Genomic DNA, 16,895 nt, shown 5'->3' with positions numbered 1-16,895 from the left:
ACGCATCCGCGTCGGCTTTTGTATTTCAGGCGCAATCAACCGCGCTTGTAGACGATTTCCTTGCTGCCACCTTCGCAGGTCCCGACCACTTTGGCGTCAGCCGCCGCGCCCTTGTCGACTACCTCCAGCGAATAGCCGGAAACACCTTTGGCGTCGAGCTTCGCCGCGATCTCGGCTTTCAGCTCTTCACAAGGCTTGCCGGCTGCAAACGCACCACCGGCAAGGCTCAACAAACCTACTGCCAACATGATCTTCTTCATCGGTTGCACTCCTGGTCGGATTGAAAAAGGCGCGCATCGAGACCTCGCCCGATACGCTCACCTATAGCGCTTTGCCATTCCCTATGGCACTCCGCCAGCGCGCAAGTTCAGAAGACCGGACCAAACTCAGCTGGCGGCGATCTTGAAACCGACTTTCAACGTCACCTGAAAATGTGCCACCTGGCCGTTTTCGATATGACCCCGGGTCTCGGTCACTTCAAACCACTCCAGGTTGCGCAGGGTTTTATTGGCTTCGGCCAAGGCGTTGTTGATGGCGTCTTCGATGCTGGTGGTCGACGAACCGACCAGCTCGACTTTCTTGTAGGTGTGATGGTCACTCATGGCGATCTCCTTGGCGTGTGGAATTGAGACTAGCAGTGAATCGTTCTGTTGATTTCGGCGGCGTTGCGCTGCCGAAGTTCAGATTTTCTGCACTTTCTCGAAGCGGCGAAGTCCCAACCAACACACGCCACTCATCACCAATGCAGGAGAGCCACCATGGCCAACACCTCTTTACGTAAAGCCTCGTTGCAAAGCATGGAAGCCGAGATCGAGAGTCTGCTCAAATCGTTGGAAAGCCTGAAAGACGATGCTTCGGACGAGTCGCGCAAGACCCTCAAGGCGCTGAAAAGCAATGCTGAAAGTGCGCTGAAGCACTCGCGCCACCTGCTCAGCGACGCTTATGAAGAAGTCAAAGTGAAAACCCGCGAGACCGGCATCGCGACCCGCGACTACGCGCAGGAGCATCCGTGGACCACCGCCGGCGTGGCGGTCGGTGCAATCGGTCTGCTGGCGGCTTATTTGCTGTTCAAGCGCGGCGAGTGATCCGTCTGGCGCAGCTCGTTCTTGAGCCATTGCGCCAGTTGCCGGGCGCGCCCGTCCGCGGCGCGCTTGGGTAGCCACAACGCCAGTTGCGCCGGGGTTTCGCAAAAGCCCCACGGTGCAACGAGGCGCCCGGCCTTCAAATCTTCAGTCACCAGCGGCTCCGGCGCGATGGCCACGCCCAGGCCTGCCACCGCAGCCTCCAGCAAGTAATACAAATGCTCGAATCCTTGCCCAAGCCTTAACGCCTTGGCGTCGAGGGCGTATTGCTGCGCCCAGCTTGGCCAAGCTTGCGGGCGCGACGTCGTGTGCAGCAGCGGTTCTTTGAGCAATGCCGAAGCGGGCGCTGTGCGCAAGCGCTGATAGCCACTGAACAACGGACTCATCACTGGGCCGATGCGCTCTGCCGCCAGCTCGTAAACCTGCATGTCTGCCGGCCACGGCGGTTCGGCGAACAGCAACAAAGCATCCAGCCCGGGCCGACGCGGATCGAGATCACCTTCACCGGCCGACAAATGCAAGCGCAAGTCCGGCAGGTCGGCATTCAGACGTCCCAGGCGGGGAATAAACCAGCGCGCCAGCAGGCTTCCGGAACAGCCGAGCACGAACGGCGCATCGGCGGTACTTTGCGTCAGTTCGGCGCAAACACTGCGTAACCGATCAAACGCTTCGCCGCTGGCATCGCGCAAACGCACCCCGGCATCTGTGAGTTTCAAGCCGCGCCCGTCCTTGACGAACAAACTGACGCCGAGGTGTTCTTCCAACACTTTGAGCTGGCGGCTGACAGCCCCATGGGTAACGTGCAGCTGCTCGGCAGCCTGACTGACGCTGTTCAGACGGGCAGTGGCCTCGAAGGCACGCAAGGCATTCAGCGGTGGAAGGTCGTGGCTCATGATATCTGTGAGTTTTCCTGACAGGTTGTGGCGATCTTATCGGTTTTCAGCCTGGAAGGTCAGGGGTAGAGTGGTCGTCATTGTCTTTTGACCGAATCCACCTGGAGCGACCCATGACCCAGACTTCGAACACCTCTGATCTGCGTAACGGCCCTGACGCCAACGGCCTGTTCGGCGCGTTTGGTGGTCGCTACGTGGCAGAAACCCTGATGCCGTTGATCCTCGACCTGGCCCGCGAATACGAAGCGGCCAAGGAAGATCCGGCCTTCAAAGAAGAATTGGCCTACTTCCAGCGTGATTACGTCGGACGTCCGAGCCCGCTGTATTTCGCCGAACGCCTGACCGAGTTCTGCGGTGGTGCCAAGATCTACCTCAAGCGTGAAGAGCTTAACCACACCGGCGCGCACAAGATCAACAACTGCATCGGCCAGATCCTGCTGGCGCGGCGCATGGGCAAGAAACGCATCATCGCCGAGACCGGCGCCGGCATGCACGGAGTGGCGACGGCCACCGTTGCTGCGCGCTTCGGTCTCGACTGCGTGATCTACATGGGCACCACCGACATCGAACGTCAGCAGGCCAATGTCTTTCGCATGAAGCTGCTGGGCGCCGAAGTGATTCCGGTAGTCGCTGGCACTGGCACCCTGAAAGATGCGATGAACGAAGCCCTGCGTGACTGGGTGACCAATGTCGACAACACCTTCTACCTGATCGGGACCGTGGCCGGCCCGCACCCGTACCCGGCGATGGTTCGTGACTTCCAGGCCGTGATTGGCAAAGAAACCCGCGACCAGTTGCAAGCCCAGGAAGGTCGTCTGCCAGACAGCCTTGTAGCGTGCATCGGCGGTGGCTCCAACGCCATGGGCCTGTTCCACCCGTTCCTGGATGACAAGAGCGTTGAAATCATCGGCGTCGAAGCAGCCGGTTACGGCATCGAAACCGGCAAGCACGCGGCCAGCCTCAACGGCGGTGTTCCGGGCGTGCTGCACGGCAATCGGACTTTTCTGCTGCAGGACGACGATGGCCAGATTATCGACGCTCATTCGATTTCCGCCGGCCTCGACTATCCGGGCATCGGTCCTGAACACGCCTGGTTGCACGACATCGGCCGCGTCCAGTACACCTCGGTGACCGACGACGAAGCGCTCGAAGCGTTCCACAAATGCTGCCGCCTGGAAGGGATTATCCCAGCGCTGGAAAGCGCCCACGCCCTGGCTGAAGTGTTCAAGCGCGCACCGAAGCTGCCGAAGGATCACCTGATGGTGGTCAACCTGTCCGGGCGTGGCGACAAAGACATGCAGACCGTCATGCACCATATGGAACAATCGCAGCAGGAGAAACACTGATGAGCCGCCTGCAAACCCGCTTTGCCGACCTCAAGCAACAGAATCGCGCCGCACTGGTGACCTTCGTGACCGCTGGCGATCCTGACTACGACACCTCGCTGGCGATCCTCAAAGGCTTGCCGGCGGCAGGTGCCGATGTGATTGAACTGGGCATGCCGTTTACCGATCCGATGGCCGACGGCCCGGCCATCCAATTGGCGAACATTCGTGCGCTGGGCGCCAAACAGAACCTGGCGAAAACCCTGCAAATGGTTCGCGAGTTCCGTGAAGGCAACAGCGACACGCCGCTGGTGTTGATGGGCTATTTCAACCCGATCCACAAATTCGGCGTCGAGCGCTTCATTGCTGAGGCCAAAGACGCCGGCGTTGATGGCCTGATCGTGGTCGACATGCCGCCGGAGCACAACGAAGAGCTGTGCGACCCGGCGCAGGCGGCCGGCCTGGATTTCATTCGCCTGACCACGCCGACCACCGATGATGCGCGTCTACCACGGGTGCTCAACGGCAGTTCCGGTTTTGTCTACTACGTGTCGGTTGCGGGCGTGACCGGGGCGGGCGCGGCGACGCTGGAGCATGTCGAAGAGGCGGTTGCGCGTCTGCGTCGGCACACCGATCTGCCGATCAGCATTGGTTTTGGTATTCGCACGCCGGAGCAAGCCGCGGCGATCGCGCGTCTGGCGGACGGTGTGGTGGTGGGCTCGGCGTTGATCGATCACATCGCCAGTGCTGATACGCCTGAGCAGGCGATCGACGGTGTGTTGAGTCTTTGTTCAGCGCTGTCGCAAGGTGTGCGCAAGGCTCGCGGCTAAGCCCGCTGGATATAAAGAAAAAAGGCTTCAGAACAGGTGTTCTGAAGCCTTTTTTGTTATCAGGGCAGTTGCAATCCGCCCGAGGCTTTGTGCAGTTTGCGCAGGTGTTCGCCGATCTGCTTCACATTGGCTTCGCTGGCGGCTATCTCGGCGGCTCGCTTGGGCTCCAGCAGCTTGCGCACTTCGGTATCGAGATCGCCGGACAGGGCCAGCAGCTTCTTCTGCCGCTGACTGCTTTCTGCTTCCAGCCGGTCAAACTCGCTTGGCTGCGGTAATCCATAACCTTTTGAGTCGAGCAGCTCCGCCGGACGGCTTAGGAAACCGCTGTTGGCGAGGATCTGCTGCAAGGTGGCGTTGGCTTTATCCATGCCGCCATTCTCTAGTTCGCGCGCGCCGAGGTAGCGCTGTTTGACCTCGTCTTGCGCGAGCAGCAACTGCCGACGGAAACTGGCCTGCTCCAATAGCAGCAGCGCCGCACTGGTACGCAGGTCGGCTCGTTCGAACCATTCCCGGCGTTCCTCGGCTGTCAACGACAGCCAGTCCTCGACGGTGGTCTGCTTGATCGGCAATTGCTTCTTCAGCACATCGAACATCGCCTGATAGCGATCACGGAATGAGTCGAAGCGATAACCCAGACGCAGCGCCTCTTTGGGATCATCCAGCACGCTGGTATCGGCCAGACCACGGCCCTTTAGCACTTCGAGCAAGCCATTGGGCATGATGCTGTCGAGCCCAACGAGTTGGCTGTTGTTGCTGCCGCTGCGCAACAGTTTCAAGCCTTCCACCGCGCAGTTGTTAGAGAGGAAAAAATAGTTGCCGTCGTAGCTCCAGTGCATCTCGGCGGCATGTTCGACCACGCCTTCGATTTCCTCGCGGGACAGCTTCAGCGGCACGGAGGCGAGGCTGCGCAATTCGGTCTTGGTGTATTCGTCGATCACTTGTGCCAACGGCAATACAAACAGGCGCGAGGGGTATTTGCCAACCAGTCCGTCCCAGCTCGACAGCTGAACGTCGCCAACGAAAGCACGGTACGACAACACCAGATGCTGATCGAGGTCGAGGCGGCAATCCGGGCCACGCGGGCGGCCCGGTGCGCAGATGACCAGGCGCAACATGCTGTGGCCCCAGCGGCTGACCCAGTTCTGATTCGCCTCGGCCAGCAGGTAATCGACGGCATAGACGCGTTCCGGATCGACGCGCCCCAAGGGCTGCCTGGCGAAGTCATTGCCCGCATTCAAAAAGGCGAAGCTCTTGCTGCAGGTGTCCTTGGCCGATGGCGCCCAGCCGAAGTGGTCCTTGTAGTAGCGATACAGCGCCGGGCGGCGGCAGGCGTAGCTCGGGTCGAGGAGGAAGTACTCCATGTTGACCGCGACGAATTCCTTGGGGCTGGAAATTTCGTACAGATCAGGGCTGCGGGCGATCTGCCGGTTGTGTTGTTCACGCTCGCCGCGACGACCGACATATTGCTGCCAGCCGGCAAGGTCGAGCAGGCGCGGGTCGTCACTGAGGGTGAAGCGACGGCCATTCTGCCCGCGACATTCATCGGGCATACCGATCAGCCCTGCGCTATCGAAACGCCGGGTGCAGCGTTGGATCAGCGTGCGCTCGGCGCCCGGCCATAAGCGCGCGCGGTCGTAAATATGAGTGATCTCGTGCAACACCGTTGCGAGCAGTTCCTGACGCACAGTGCCGTGGGGGCGATTGGTTTTCTCTTTCGCCGCGCTGCCGTCGGTGAGTCCGGGCAGCAACTTGCGGTTCAGGTCGAGTTCGGCAACCAGCGTGGCCTGACCGTAGGCGTTGGCGGGCATGTCGTCGGTCCAGCCGACATCAATGCGCCGGTCCAGCCGCTCGATGAAGCTCGGCGGCAGCTTCTGCAGGGCCTCATCGATCAGCGCCTGGCTGGCCTGTTGTTGAGCCGGACTCAGACCGTCAGTCTTGAGCCGCAGTTGCAGGCCGGCGTGGGCGCTGTTGCCGATCAGCAACAACGCCCCGGCCAGCAGCCAGGCACCCATGGACCTCACAGTGCGAGGATGGCTTCGGCGAGTACCTGATCGCTGGCATCACGCGCTTCCGGCACGCGGGTACGCAGGGTATTGAGCGCGGCTTCGAGGTGAGCACCGCGGATGTCGCCGTTGCTGGCGACGAAACTGGCGGCGTCGTCATGGGCTTCGCGGATGATTTTCGAATCGCGGATGGACGTGGTGGTGTCGGAGGTGAAATCGATGGTGCGCTGGGAGGCACGAACGATGATGTTACTGGTGGCTACCAGGGTTTGCGCCTGGGCCACGTCGGCCAACAAAAACAGGCCAAGGGCGGCAGCAATCAGCGGGCTACGCATGGAACGACTCCGGAAGGACAAGGATAACTATTGGACGAGAATTGCCTCGGCCAGTTCAAGGTCGCTGGCATGAAGTTTTGGCCGGGTCTTGCGCAGATAATGCAGCGCGGACTCCAGCCGGGCACCTCGCCATTCACCGTCACTGGCAACGAATACCGCCGCGTCATCGTGAGCGGCGAGCAGCAGTTTACGGTCGAACGGTGCAGAAGACACCATGCTGGTGGCGTAACCGCTGACAACGGTGCCTTGGGTCGACGCGTTGAAGGCATCGAAGGCGCTGGCAGGCGTCGCCCAGCAGACCATCAATACAGCAGGAGGGAGCAGCAGATTTGAAAGAAAACGCATGAGACTCGGTAATGGTTGGCGAGCTCAAAGGCTAGCGCAATGCCCGGACCAGAGCCAGCGTTGAAACATCGGGACACGAGCGAAGTGTCCCGATCAGTTCTGTCGCTTAGATCGTCAGGATGGCCTGAGCCAACTGGGCGTCGGTGGCCTGCAACTGTGGCGCCTGGTGGCGAATGTGGTCCAGCGCGCTTTCCAGCTTCACGCCACGGATCTCGCCTTCGCTGGCGACGAAGCTGGCGGCGTCGTCACGAGCGGCCAGGACGATCTTGTCGTCACGAAAGGAGGACGTCACATCCGACGTGGCGTCGGAAGACGCTTTCAGAGCGCCGACGAGGGAGTCGGTGGTCACGATGAAGCTGGTAGCGCTGGCATTGGTAGCCATAGCCAGCAGGGCAGCGGCACTGAGCAGACGAAGACGGGTCATGGTGTAACTCCTTTGGATAAACCGTAGTGAGAGGTGGCTCGGTATCTGAGGAGTCAGACGCCAGTTGCTTAACGTTCGCCACGTACTGTGTGGATATTAGGCTGGCGGGCGCGGTTCGCCCAGTGATGGCAGCCCTTGCAAGTGCCTTTTTCATAACTGTTATGGTGATTGTTTGTGTTTATAAAACTGTAACGGTCGGCCGCAAACCGGCACGCTAGAGGCACCGCAGTCCAAAACGACAGAACCCGTCGTGGTTTCCCACGACGGGTTCTGTTTTATTCAATTCGGGTTGCTGGCGGTGGGTCTTGGCGACCAGAGCCAGCGACGCTACTTAGCGCCAGAACGGCTTGCTCAGCTCTTCGTAGCGTTGTGCTTCGCTGATACCGGCGTCAGCCAGCAGACGCGAATCCAGACGAGCCAGTTGATGGCGGCTGGAGATGCGGCGCTGCCACAACATCAGGTTGGCGAGAACGCGCAGAGGCAGGGAAGCCTGGGTTTTTGCAGCTTTGTCTTCGAAGAACAGTTCGGAACTGAGTGTACGTTCCATGGTTGACATCCTTCCGCTTGTGGCGGGATCAGGTAGTGGTTTGACTGGTGCCCATGATCCTCTCGATTGCCTAGTCTCTGTAGATACAGTTCAGCTGTATTGTGAGTGACCAGTTAACTGTTTATACGCGGTGTACGGGTCAAAATCGAGCAAACTGTACCTGTCCGCACCGATTGAGTGCATTTATGCCCGATTCAGTCTAAATCGCAGTCTATTGCCGTGGGAATAGACCGGTACAGCAGTACAGTTTTTGCAGGAAAGGACGTGTGCGAAAGTCCATCGGCACACACTGCGTGTACGCCGATGGTTTATCTGTGCGATTACACCGCGAGCATGCGTCCGGTTTCTTCCAGATTGATATGCCAGCTCAAGGCTTCACGCAGGATGTGTGGCGTGTGCCCACCCATGGCACAGGCTGCGGTGAAGTAGTCATTCAGCGCCTGGCGGAAATCCGGATGCACACAGTTGTCGATAATCACACGGGCACGTTCGCGCGGTGCCAGGCCGCGCAGGTCGGCCAGACCGACCTCGGTCACCAGAATGTCGACGTCATGTTCGGTGTGGTCAACGTGGCTGACCATCGGCACCACGCTGGAAATTGCGCCGCCCTTGGCAATCGATTTGGTCACAAACACCGCCAGATGCGCGTTGCGCGCGAAATCGCCGGAGCCGCCGATGCCGTTCATCATCCGCGTGCCGCAGACATGGGTGGAGTTGACGTTGCCGTAGATGTCGAATTCCAGCGCGGTGTTGATGCCGATGATTCCCAGGCGGCGCACCACTTCCGGGTGGTTGGAGATCTCTTGCGGACGCAACACCAGCTTGTCCTTGTACTTCTCCAGATTGCCGAACACGTCGCTGTTGCGTCGTTCCGACAGGGTGATCGAGCTGCCCGAGGCAAAGCTCAGCTTGCCAGCATCGATCAGGTCGAAGGTCGAGTCTTGCAGCACTTCGGAGTACATGGTCAGGTCTTCGAACGGCGAGTCGATCAAGCCGCACATCACCGCGTTGGCAATATTGCCGATCCCGGCCTGCAGAGGGCCCAACTTGTTGGTCATTCGCCCGGCGTCGACTTCCTGCTTGAAAAAGGTGATCAGATGTTCAGCGATGGCGTTGGTATCAACGTCCGGTGTCGACACCGTGGACGGCGAGTCCGCCTGCTGGGTGATGACAATGGCAACGATTTTTTCCGGCGGGATCGGTATCGCCGTGCTGCCGATACGGTCGTCTACTTTTACCAGCGGGATCGGCGTTCGCGTCGGGCGGTACGTCGGGATATAAATGTCGTGCAGGCCTTCGAGGTTGGCGTTATGCGCCAGGTTGATTTCGACAATCACCTGTTTGGCGAAGATCGCGAAGCTGGCCGAGTTGCCTACCGAAGTGGTCGGCACGATGTGGCCCTGTTCAGTGATGGCGACGGCTTCGATGACGGCGATGTCCGGCAGCTTCAGCTGCTGATTGCGCAGTTGCTCGACAGTCTCCGACAGGTGCTGATCGATGAACATCACCTCGCCGGCGTTGATCGCCTTGCGCAGGGTGCTGTCGACCTGAAACGGCATGCGTCGTGACAGTACGCCGGCTTCGGTCAATTGCTTGTCGAGGTCGTTGCCCAGGCTGGCACCCGTCATCAGGCTGATCTTCAGCGGCGTGACCTTGGCGCGCTCGGCCAGTGCGTGCGGGACGGCTTTGGCTTCGCCGGCACGGGTGAAGCCGCTCATGCCGACGGTCATGCCGTCCTCAATCAGAGCAGCGGCGTCGGCGGCGCTCATCACTTTGTCCAACAACGAAGGCAGGCGAATACGGTCACGGTACATGAATGATTTCTCGGGCAGCGAGTAGCAGGATGCGCAGTCTAGTGAATTTGCCGGGCGCCTGTCCCGCTACCAAGGTCGCAAATGAGGCGTCTATTTAGCGGCTTTCAAGTAAAACACCGTTACCGGATCGGCAACAACGCGGCAAATTGTCCAGCGCTTTGCGCAAACTAAAACGCCCCGACAAGTCGGGGCGTTCGTTATCGCTGCGGGAGATTACTCGACGGCTTTAACCATGTCTTCGATGACTTTCTTCGCGTCGCCGAAGACCATCATGGTCTTGTCGAGGTAGAACAGTTCGTTGTCCAGGCCGGCATAACCGCTGGCCATCGAACGCTTGTTGACGATGATGGTCTTGGCCTTGAACGCTTCAAGGATCGGCATGCCGGCAATCGGCGACTTCGGATCGTTCTTCGCGGCCGGGTTGACCACGTCGTTCGCACCGAGCACCAACACCACGTCGGCCTGGCCGAATTCGGAGTTGATATCCTCCATCTCGAACACTTGGTCGTAAGGCACTTCGGCCTCTGCCAACAGAACGTTCATGTGCCCTGGCATGCGCCCAGCCACTGGGTGGATCGCGTACTTCACGGTCACGCCGCGATGGGTCAGCTTCTCGGTCAGCTCTTTCAAGGCGTGTTGTGCGCGAGCCACCGCCAGGCCGTAACCCGGCACGATAATCACGGTGTCAGCGTTGGTCAGCAGGAAGGTCGCGTCGTCAGCCGAACCGGATTTCACCGGGCGTGCTTCTTTCGCGCCGGTCGGACCGGCATCGGCGGTGTTGCCGAAACCACCCAGCAGCACATTAAAGAAGGAACGGTTCATCGCCTTGCACATGATGTACGAGAGGATCGCACCGCTCGAACCCACCAAGGAGCCTGCAATGATCAACATCGAGTTGTTCAGCGAGAAGCCGATACCCGCTGCCGCCCAGCCCGAATAGCTGTTGAGCATCGACACGACGACCGGCATGTCGGCGCCGCCGATCGGGATGATGATCAGCACGCCCATCACGAATGCCAGCGCGAGCATCAGCGCAAACGCGGTGAGGTTGCCGGTGAACATGAAGGTCAGGCCGAGTGCCAGCGTCGCCAATCCCAGTACGGCGTTCAGCTTGTGCTGACCGCTGAACTGTACCGGAGCGCCCTGGAACAGGCGGAACTTGTACTTGCCCGAAAGCTTGCCAAAGGCAATTACCGAACCGGAGAAGGTGATGGCACCGATCGCGGCCCCGAGGAACAGCTCCAGACGGTTACCCGCCGGGATCGCATCGCCCAGCTGTTTGACGATGCCCAGCGATTGCGGCTCGACCACCGCTGCAATAGCGATGAACACGGCGGCCAGACCGATCATGCTGTGCATGAACGCGACCAGTTCCGGCATCTTGGTCATTTCAACGCGCTTGGCCATGATCGAACCGGCGGTGCCGCCGACCAGCAGGCCGACGATGACATAGCCAATGCCGGCAGTCGCAAGCTCTGCGCCCAGCTTATAGATGAGGCCAACCGTGGTGATAATGGCCAACGCCATGCCGAGCATGCCGAACAGGTTGCCGCGCCGCGAGGTGGTCGGGTGCGACAAGCCTTTAAGGGCCTGGATAAAGCAGATCGACGCGATCAGGTAGAGCGTCGTGACGAGATTCATGCTCATTTACTTCGGCGCCTCTTCTTTTACTTTCGGGGCTTTCTTCTTGAACATCTCGAGCATGCGGCGGGTGACCAGGAAACCACCGAAGACGTTGACCGCCGCCAGTGCCACGGCGAGCGTGCCCATGGTTTTGCCCAGCGGGGTCACGGTCAATGCGGCCGCAAGCATGGCGCCGACGATCACGATTGCCGAGATGGCGTTAGTGACTGCCATCAACGGTGTGTGCAGCGCAGGTGTAACGTTCCAGACCACGTGATAACCGACATAAATCGCCAGCACGAAGATGATCAGGTTGTAGATACCGGGGGAGATAAGCTCTTCCATCGTCTGAATCCCTGCTTAGGCGTTTTTGCGGATGACTTGGCCGTCGCGGCACATCAGGCACGCGGCGAGGATGTCGTCTTCGAGGTTGACGTCGAACTGGCCTTCCTTGGTGAACACCAGCTTGAGGAAGTCCAGCAGATTGCGTGCGTACAGTGCCGAGGCGTCCGCAGCTACTTCACCAGCCAGGTTGGTCGGACCGATGATGGTCACGCCGTTTTCCACGACAACCTGGTCGGCCACGGTCAGCGGGCAGTTGCCACCCTGAGCGGCAGCGAGGTCGATGACCACCGAACCCGGCTTCATCTGCGCCACGGTGTCTGCACTCAACAGCGTTGGTGCCTTGCGGCCCGGAATCAGCGCGGTGGTGATGACAATGTCAGCCTGTTTCGCACGTTCGTGAACGGCCTGGGCCTGGCGCTGCATCCAGCTCGCTGGCATCGGCCGCGCATAACCGCCGACACCGACGGCGCACTCGCGCTCTTCATCGGTCTCGTAAGGCACATCGACGAACTTCGCGCCGAGGGACTCGATCTGCTCTTTCACCGCTGGACGCACGTCAGACGCTTCAATCACTGCACCCAGACGTTTTGCCGTGGCAATCGCCTGCAACCCGGCCACGCCCGCGCCGAGAATCAGCACCCGCGCCGCTTTTACCGTACCCGCGGCAGTCATCAGCATCGGCATGAAACGCGGATAGTAGTGCGCGGCCAGCAACACCGCTTTGTAACCAGCAATGTTCGCCTGCGATGACAACACATCGAGACTCTGCGCCCGCGAAGTGCGTGGTGCCGCTTCCAGGGCAAACGCGGTAATCCCGCACTCGGCCATTTTCGCGAGGGTTTCGTTGTTGAACGGATTGAGCATGCCCACCAGCACCGTTCCGCGCTTGATCAGCGTCAGTTCGGCATCGCTTGGGGCGACCACCTTGAGAATCAGCTCGGCGCCAAACGCATCGTTGGCACTGCCAATGGTTGCGCCTGCCGCTTCATAGGCACTGTCGACGATGCTGGCTTTGACGCCTGCACCGGTTTGCACAGTGACCTTATGACCTTGGCTGATCAGCTTTTTAATGGTTTCCGGGGTTGCAGCAACCCGCGTTTCACCGGTCTGGGTTTCGAGAGGAACACCAATGTGCACGTCAAATCTCCTGCGTGATCTTATTGAGTAAACCCAGGCACTGCGGATGGTGCGACTGGGGCGGCCGATCAGCACGGTCCCGCCGAATCAGAGCGGGGCGCGGCATTTTGCAGGCGAACTTTATGCCCTTCAAGGGATTATGACGGGTGACGGAAAATTAACTACAAGTCATGCCGTGACCGAATGTCGCAGATGGCCAGTTGAATCCCTTGCAGACCTTGCCCTGTAAGGATTCTGGCTGAAGATGGAAAAATTTCTCATCGGTGGCGTGAATAGGCACTAATGCGTCGCCAACAGAGGCTCAAAGCCACGTAATTAGGTGCTTCTGGGACGTCTGTACGACTTTCGGATACAGTCAGCGAAATTGCGACAAATAGTTATATCTGTAGTGCTTTCTGTTTTCTGACTACGCAGTCAAGAAGTGCTGTATGCCCTTATTCCTCTAGGCTGTAGCTATGTGCCTGATTCACCAACCAGTCGCGAAAAGCCTTGAGCGACGCCGATTCGACCTTTCGCTCGGGAATCATCAAGTAATAGGCCTTGATGCTCGTAAGTGCTTGGGGGTTGGCAATCACCAGGCGTTTCTCAGCCAGTTCGCGCTGAATCAGGAAAGGTGGAATCAACGCAATCCCCATGTCGTGCATCGCGGCTTGGGCGAGCATGGAGAATAGTTCGTAGCGCGGCCCTGTCATGTCTCGGGGGATGTTCAGTTGTTGTGAGTTGAACCACTGACGCCAGGCATACGGGCGAGTGGTCTGTTGCAACAGGGGCAATTCTGCGATGGCTTGAGCTGTCAGTTGCTCTTTGTTGTGGAGTAGGGCGGGGCTGCACACCGGCATCGGATTTTCGCCCATCAACCGGTGGGACTCGGTACCGGACCAATCGGCGTCGCCAAAGTAGATCGCAGCGTCGAATTCGGTATCGGCAAACAGGAAGGGCCGGGTGCGGTTGGTCAGGTTAACGGTGACTTCCGGGTGCTTGAGCTGGAAATCCTTGAGCCGTGGCAGTAGCCATTGCGTGCCGAACGTAGGCACTACGGCAAGTTCTATCACGTTGGTGCCTTGTTGGCCCATCACTGAAAGGGTGTCGCGCTCGACGGCATCAAGCTGAGTCGCCACACGACGACTGTAGGAAAGGCCTGCTTCGGTCAGCTTTACGCCGCGCCGCGAACGCCGGAACAGTTCCACTCCGAGAAACTCCTCGAGGCTGGCGATCTGTCGGCATATCGCGCCCTGAGTCAGCGAAAGTTCTTCGGCGGCCCTAGTAAAGCTCTCGTGGCGTGCGGCGGCTTCGAAGCTGATCAAAGCGGCAGTGCTGGGGATCTTCCTGCGCATGTACGTTAATCTCACTGATACGTCGGGCAAACGGCAGTTTACGCCGTTTCGAAGTGAGAAAATCACACAACAGCATGCGAAATCCTCGTTTGCCGCCAACGAGAACCGCGCCTAGGATCAATGCCACGTTAATTCACCCGATTTGCGAGGACACACCCATGGGCGGTAAAGCGAGTTTCAACTGGATCGATCCCCTGCTGCTGGATCAACAGCTCACTGAAGAAGAGCGCATGATCCGCGACACCGCCGAGCAGTTCGCTCAACAGAGCCTGGCACCGCGTGTCCTCGAAGCTTTCCGACATGAGAAAACCGACCCGGCAATCTTCCGTGAAATGGGTGAAATCGGCCTGTTGGGCGCGACTATCCCAGAGCAGTACGGCGGCAGCGGCTTGAATTACGTCAGCTACGGCTTGATCGCTCGTGAAGTAGAGCGCGTCGACTCCGGCTACCGCTCGATGATGAGCGTGCAGTCTTCGCTGGTGATGGTGCCGATCAACGAATTCGGTACCGAAGCGCAGAAGCAGAAGTACCTGCCGAAACTGGCCTCCGGCGAATGGATCGGCTGCTTCGGCCTGACCGAGCCGAATCACGGTTCCGATCCCGGCGCGATGATTAGCCGCGCGCGTAAAGTCGACGGCGGCTACAGCCTGACTGGCGCAAAGATGTGGATCACCAACAGCCCGATCGCCGATGTCTTCGTGGTCTGGGCCAAAGACGATGCCGGCGACATCCGCGGCTTCGTCCTGGAGAAAGGCTGGAAAGGCCTGAGCGCGCCGGCGATTCATGGCAAGGTCGGCCTGCGGGCGTCGATCACCGGTGAAATTGTGATGGACAACGTGTTCGTGCCGGAAGAGAACATTTTCCCCGACGTGCGTGGCCTGAAAGGGCCGTTCACCTGCCTTAACTCTGCGCGCTATGGCATTTCCTGGGGGGCATTGGGCGCTGCCGAATTCTGCTGGCACACCGCGCGCCAGTACACTCTGGATCGCCAGCAGTTCGGTCGCCCTTTGGCCGCTACGCAATTGGTCCAGAAGAAGCTGGCCGACATGCAAACTGAGATCACGCTGGCCCTGCAGGGCTGCCTGCGTCTGGGGCGCATGAAGGATGAAGGCACCGCTGCGGTCGAAATCACTTCGATCATGAAGCGCAACTCGTGCGGCAAGTCGCTGGACATCGCCCGTATGGCTCGCGACATGCTCGGTGGCAACGGCATCTCTGACGAGTTCGGTGTGGCCCGTCACTTGGTCAACCTTGAGGTGGTGAACACCTATGAAGGTACTCACGACGTTCATGCCTTGATCCTCGGGCGGGCGCAAACCGGTTTGCAGGCGTTCTATTAATAGGAGGGCTGACCATGGGCGCGCTGTCGCATCTGCGGGTACTGGATTTATCGCGAGTGCTGGCCGGGCCGTGGGCCGGGCAGATCCTCGCTGACCTTGGCGCCGAGGTGATCAAGGTCGAGCGCCCCGGCAATGGTGATGACACGCGTGCCTGGGGGCCGCCCTTCCTTAAAGATGCGTATGGCGAGAATACGTCCGAGGCGGCGTATTACCTTTCGGCGAACCGTAACAAGCAATCGGTGACCATCGATTTCACACGTGCCGAAGGGCAGAAGCTGGTGCGGGACCTCGCGGCGAAGTCGGACATTCTTATCGAGAACTTCAAGGTCGGCGGTCTGGCGGCGTACGGGCTGGACTATGATTCGCTGAAAGCGATCAACCCGAATCTTATCTATTGTTCCATCACCGGCTTCGGCCAGACCGGACCGTATGCAAAGCGTGCCGGCTATGACTTCATGATTCAGGGGCTGGGCGGCTTGATGAGCTTGACCGGCCGGCCCGATGGCGATGAAGGGGCTGGTCCGGTGAAGGTTGGGGTGGCATTGACGGATATCCTGACCGGGCTGTATTCGACGGTGGCGATTCTGGCGGCGTTGGCCCATCGGGACCATGATGGCGGTGGTCAGCATATCGATATGGCATTGCTCGATGTGCAGGTCGCCTGTCTGGCCAACCAGGCCATGAACTACCTGACCACAGGTAATGCGCCAAAGCGTCTGGGTAATGCGCATCCGAATATCGTGCCTTATCAGGATTTTCCTACGGCTGATGGCGACTTCATCCTCACCGTGGGTAACGACGGGCAGTTCCGCAAGTTTGCCGAAGTGGCGGGGCAGCCGCAGTGGGCGGATGATCCGCGCTTCGCGACGAACAAGCTGCGAGTGGCGAACCGCGCAGTGTTGATTCCATTGATCCGCCAGGCCACGGTCTTCAAGACCACGGCCGAGTGGGTAGCCCGGTTGGAGCAAGCGGGTGTGCCCTGTGGGCCGATCAATGATTTGTCGCAGGTATTTGAAGACGCGCAGGTGAAGGCGCGCGGTCTGGCTATCGAGCTGCCGCACGCGCTCGCCGGATTGGTGCCTCAAGTGGCCAGCCCGATTCGGCTGTCAGAGACGCCTGTCGAGTATCGTCATGCTCCTCCTTTATTAGGCGAGCACACGCTGGAAGTTTTACAGCGCGTGCTGGGTCTCAGTGCGGGTGCGGTGGCTGAGCTTAAGGGCGCTGGGGTGCTCTAAGATCTCCTTCTATATAGAAGGCGCTGGTTTTTCCTCATATTCGACGGCGAATTGTCTGTTTTTTAGCCAATCTGCAAGTTATTGAAAGAAAAGTGAAATTAACGGTTGACGGCAAATTCTGGAAGTCTATAATTCGCCCCACTTCCGGCGCAGTCGAAACGGAAAACTCCTTGAGATTCAAAGAGTTATGCGGTTTTCGACAGTGGCTTGCTTCAGATCATCGAAGCCTGGAAGGAGTTGGAATCGCAGTGATGTATGGCGCTTTCAACGGTTCGATCTTCTC

At 59.3% G+C, this 16,895-nt stretch carries 19 protein-coding genes; 6 read left to right on the top strand and 13 right to left on the bottom strand.

Going from position 1 to position 16,895, the window contains the following annotated elements; genetic code table 11:
* Nucleotides 1–35: 35 nt before the first annotated feature.
* The gene (locus HU743_RS20985; protein WP_186546320.1) at nt 36–260 is read right to left on the bottom strand and encodes a DUF1161 domain-containing protein; all 225 of its coding nucleotides are present in this window, start codon (nt 258–260) and stop codon (nt 36–38) included.
* A 126-nt stretch (nt 261–386) separates the two neighbouring features.
* Nucleotides 387–602, bottom strand: coding sequence for a dodecin (locus tag HU743_RS20980; protein ID WP_016772305.1), 216 nt, complete (start codon nt 600–602; stop codon nt 387–389).
* 156 nt (nt 603–758) lie between these two features.
* Here HU743_RS20980 and HU743_RS20975 point away from each other — a divergent pair, with 156 nt between their 5' ends.
* On the top strand, nt 759–1,085 hold the full coding sequence (locus HU743_RS20975) for a DUF883 family protein (RefSeq protein WP_007911686.1): 327 nt from the start codon (nt 759–761) through the stop codon (nt 1,083–1,085).
* Here the strand turns inward: HU743_RS20975 and HU743_RS20970 are convergent.
* On the bottom strand, nt 1,058–1,975 hold the full coding sequence (locus tag HU743_RS20970; protein WP_186546321.1) for a LysR family transcriptional regulator: 918 nt from the start codon (nt 1,973–1,975) through the stop codon (nt 1,058–1,060). The two genes, HU743_RS20975 and HU743_RS20970, sit on opposite strands and share 28 nt — an antisense overlap.
* 113 nt (nt 1,976–2,088) lie before the next feature.
* Between HU743_RS20970 and trpB the strand changes: the two genes are divergently transcribed.
* Both trpB and trpA read left to right on the top strand, forming a co-directional pair.
* Nucleotides 2,089–3,321, top strand: coding sequence for a tryptophan synthase subunit beta (trpB, locus tag HU743_RS20965; RefSeq protein WP_186618920.1), 1,233 nt, complete (start codon nt 2,089–2,091; stop codon nt 3,319–3,321).
* Nucleotides 3,321–4,130 (top strand): tryptophan synthase subunit alpha, encoded by an 810-nt coding sequence (gene trpA, locus HU743_RS20960; protein WP_186630852.1) that lies wholly within the window; start codon nt 3,321–3,323, stop codon nt 4,128–4,130. Before trpB ends, trpA begins: the two co-directional genes overlap by 1 nt.
* A gap of 59 nt (nt 4,131–4,189) precedes the next feature.
* On the opposite strand, the gene HU743_RS20955 is transcribed toward trpA, so the two are convergent.
* The 10 genes from HU743_RS20955 to HU743_RS20910 all read right to left on the bottom strand — a co-directional run bounded on the left by HU743_RS20955 (nt 4,190) and on the right by HU743_RS20910 (nt 14,037).
* Entirely contained in the window at nt 4,190–6,151 is a 1,962-nt protein-coding gene (locus HU743_RS20955; protein ID WP_186650978.1) for a DUF4105 domain-containing protein, read from the bottom strand.
* The gene (locus HU743_RS20950) at nt 6,148–6,468 is read right to left on the bottom strand and encodes a DUF2388 domain-containing protein (protein WP_186546325.1); all 321 of its coding nucleotides are present in this window, start codon (nt 6,466–6,468) and stop codon (nt 6,148–6,150) included. Before HU743_RS20950 ends, HU743_RS20955 begins: the two co-directional genes overlap by 4 nt.
* 27 nt (nt 6,469–6,495) lie before the next feature.
* Entirely contained in the window at nt 6,496–6,813 is a 318-nt protein-coding gene (locus tag HU743_RS20945; protein WP_186650976.1) for a DUF2388 domain-containing protein, read from the bottom strand.
* A 106-nt stretch (nt 6,814–6,919) separates the two neighbouring features.
* Nucleotides 6,920–7,237, bottom strand: a complete 318-nt coding sequence (locus tag HU743_RS20940) for a DUF2388 domain-containing protein (protein ID WP_186618924.1) — start codon at nt 7,235–7,237, stop codon at nt 6,920–6,922.
* Nucleotides 7,238–7,568: 331 nt separating this feature from the next.
* A complete protein-coding gene (locus tag HU743_RS20935) occupies nt 7,569–7,784 on the bottom strand; it encodes a DUF1127 domain-containing protein (protein ID WP_007924247.1) in 216 nt (71 codons plus the stop codon).
* Between the two features lie 320 nt (nt 7,785–8,104).
* Nucleotides 8,105–9,598: an acetyl-CoA hydrolase/transferase family protein gene (locus tag HU743_RS20930; protein ID WP_186650974.1), complete on the bottom strand. Its 1,494-nt coding sequence runs from the start codon at nt 9,596–9,598 to the stop codon at nt 8,105–8,107.
* Between the two features lie 213 nt (nt 9,599–9,811).
* Nucleotides 9,812–11,245, bottom strand: a complete 1,434-nt coding sequence (locus HU743_RS20925; RefSeq protein WP_186630854.1) for an NAD(P)(+) transhydrogenase (Re/Si-specific) subunit beta — start codon at nt 11,243–11,245, stop codon at nt 9,812–9,814.
* Entirely contained in the window at nt 11,246–11,566 is a 321-nt protein-coding gene (locus tag HU743_RS20920) for an NAD(P) transhydrogenase subunit alpha (RefSeq protein ID WP_003187417.1), read from the bottom strand.
* Nucleotides 11,567–11,581: 15 nt separating this feature from the next.
* On the bottom strand, nt 11,582–12,703 hold the full coding sequence (locus HU743_RS20915) for a Re/Si-specific NAD(P)(+) transhydrogenase subunit alpha (RefSeq protein ID WP_186650972.1): 1,122 nt from the start codon (nt 12,701–12,703) through the stop codon (nt 11,582–11,584).
* 434 nt (nt 12,704–13,137) lie between these two features.
* Nucleotides 13,138–14,037, bottom strand: coding sequence for a LysR family transcriptional regulator (locus tag HU743_RS20910; protein ID WP_186546331.1), 900 nt, complete (start codon nt 14,035–14,037; stop codon nt 13,138–13,140).
* Between the two features lie 158 nt (nt 14,038–14,195).
* On the opposite strand from HU743_RS20910, the gene HU743_RS20905 reads away from it, so the two are divergent.
* From HU743_RS20905 to HU743_RS27250, 3 genes are all read left to right on the top strand, one after another.
* Nucleotides 14,196–15,377 (top strand): acyl-CoA dehydrogenase, encoded by a 1,182-nt coding sequence (locus HU743_RS20905; RefSeq protein ID WP_186650971.1) that lies wholly within the window; start codon nt 14,196–14,198, stop codon nt 15,375–15,377.
* A 14-nt stretch (nt 15,378–15,391) separates the two neighbouring features.
* Nucleotides 15,392–16,612 carry a CaiB/BaiF CoA-transferase family protein gene (locus HU743_RS20900; protein ID WP_186650968.1) on the top strand — a complete coding sequence of 407 codons (1,221 nt, stop codon included), beginning with the start codon at nt 15,392–15,394 and terminating at the stop codon, nt 16,610–16,612.
* Between the two features lie 92 nt (nt 16,613–16,704).
* On the top strand, nt 16,705–16,895 hold a 191-nt coding region (locus tag HU743_RS27250; RefSeq protein WP_238351770.1), incomplete at its 3' end, for a hypothetical protein.

The sequence above is a fragment of the Pseudomonas sp. SWRI99 genome (assembly GCF_014270125.1).
Classification (GTDB): domain Bacteria; phylum Pseudomonadota; class Gammaproteobacteria; order Pseudomonadales; family Pseudomonadaceae; genus Aquipseudomonas; species Aquipseudomonas hamedanensis.
This window is presented reverse-complemented; position numbering and strand designations above follow the sequence as displayed.